Here is a 1,493-nt window from a genome sequence, read left to right on the forward strand (position 1 = left end):
CGGGCCGAAGCGCAGGTGCGGCTCGTGGAGCAGGCGCTGGCCGAGCAGCGCGCCGCCGTGCAGCGCGCGGCGTCGGCCGCCGTGGGCGCCGAGGTGGCGGCCCGGCGCGAGCGGTCGGCCGCGGACGGTGCCCGCGACGCCGGCGCCCGTCGGGCGCGCACCCTCTACATGGGCCCCGCGGCGGGTCCGGCGGGCGCGTACGCGCTGGTCCGCTCCCTGCTGACCGGTACCGACCCGGCCGCCGCGCTGCGCGCCCGGGACCTGCGGGACGAGCGCGCCCTGGAGGTCGGTGGGCGTGCCGCCGCGGACGCGGCCGGCCGGGCGGCGGCGCGCGCCGCGAGCGCCGAGGCGGCGTCGGCGGACGCGGACGCGGCGGCCGCGGACGGCGTGGGGGCCCTGCGCGAGCTCGCCGCCCGCTCCGGCCAGCTCCAGCGCGCGCTGCGCGAGGCCGAGGAGCGCGTCGGCGCCCTGGACGCGCGAGCCGCGCAGCTGCGGGCCGCCGAGGAGGCCGAGCGGACGCTGGCCGCGGCACGGGAGGCCGCGCGGGCCGCCGCGGCCGCGGCCGCCGGTGCCACCGCCGGCGTCCGGGCGGGCGGTGCGTCGGCCGACTACGCGGACCTGTACGCGCGCGCCGCGACGACCTGCCCGGGCATGCGCCCGGCGCTGCTGCAGGCCGTCGGTCAGGTCGAGAGCGGGCACGGGCGCGACGTCGGGCCGTCCTCGGCGGGCGCGATCGGCCCGATGCAGTTCATGCCCGCCACGTTCGCCGCCTACGGCGTGGACGGCGACGGCGACGGCGACACGGACGCGTGGGACCCGGCCGACGCCGTCTTCAGCGCCGCCCGCTACCTGTGCGCCAACGGCGCCGGCTCCGGGCGCGCCGGGGAGTCCGGGGCGCTGTTCCGGTACAACCGCGCCGACTGGTACGTGGCGATGGTGCAGCGCATCGCCGACGAGCTGGAGGCCGGGCGGGCCTGAGACCCGCCCCGGCCCACCCGTCCCCCGCCGTCTCGGTCCCCCGCTGCGCGCGCTCACCGCGCCGCGGGGTCCTCCAGCCGCAGCACGGCCGTGCCCTGCAGGGTCTGCACCTCCACCGCGGCGATGCGCTCGCGCGTGAGCGCCGTGGCGCCGCTCAGGCGCGCGTCGTGCCCGGGCTGGGCCGTCCAGGTGCCGATGCGCTGGGCGGTGCCGTCGGTGTCGGCGACCACGAGGGCGTAGGAGCGCGCGCTGCCGGCGTCGTCGGCGGCGTAGGCGCACACCAGGTCCACCTGGGTGCCCCACGCCTCCTCGGTCAGCTGCACGGTGGCCGTCAGCGGCACCGGCAGCAGCTCCTCCATGCGCTGCCCGGCACCGCCCGACGCCCCGGCGGAGGGGCCGGCGGGTGGGCTGGAGGACGCGCTCGGCGGCGCACCGGCCGTCACCGCGGCGGGCGGTGCGGGCAGCAGCGCCACCGTCCCGGCGGCGGCCGCGCACGCGGCGGCGAGCCCGGCCCA

At 81.7% G+C, this 1,493-nt stretch carries 1 protein-coding gene and 1 pseudogene; one reads left to right on the forward strand and one right to left on the reverse strand.

The features are described 5' to 3' along the window. On the forward strand, positions 1–978 hold a 978-nt coding region (locus V9U69_RS17685; protein ID WP_337063172.1), incomplete at its 5' end, for a lytic transglycosylase domain-containing protein. 53 nt (positions 979–1,031) lie between these two features. On the opposite strand, the pseudogene V9U69_RS17690 reads toward V9U69_RS17685, so the two are convergent. Beyond that, a pseudogene (locus tag V9U69_RS17690) lies at positions 1,032–1,493 on the reverse strand (hypothetical protein); the annotation flags it as partial.

The sequence above is a fragment of the Kineococcus sp. G2 genome (assembly GCF_037154035.1).
Lineage (GTDB): Bacteria > Actinomycetota > Actinomycetes > Actinomycetales > Kineococcaceae > Kineococcus.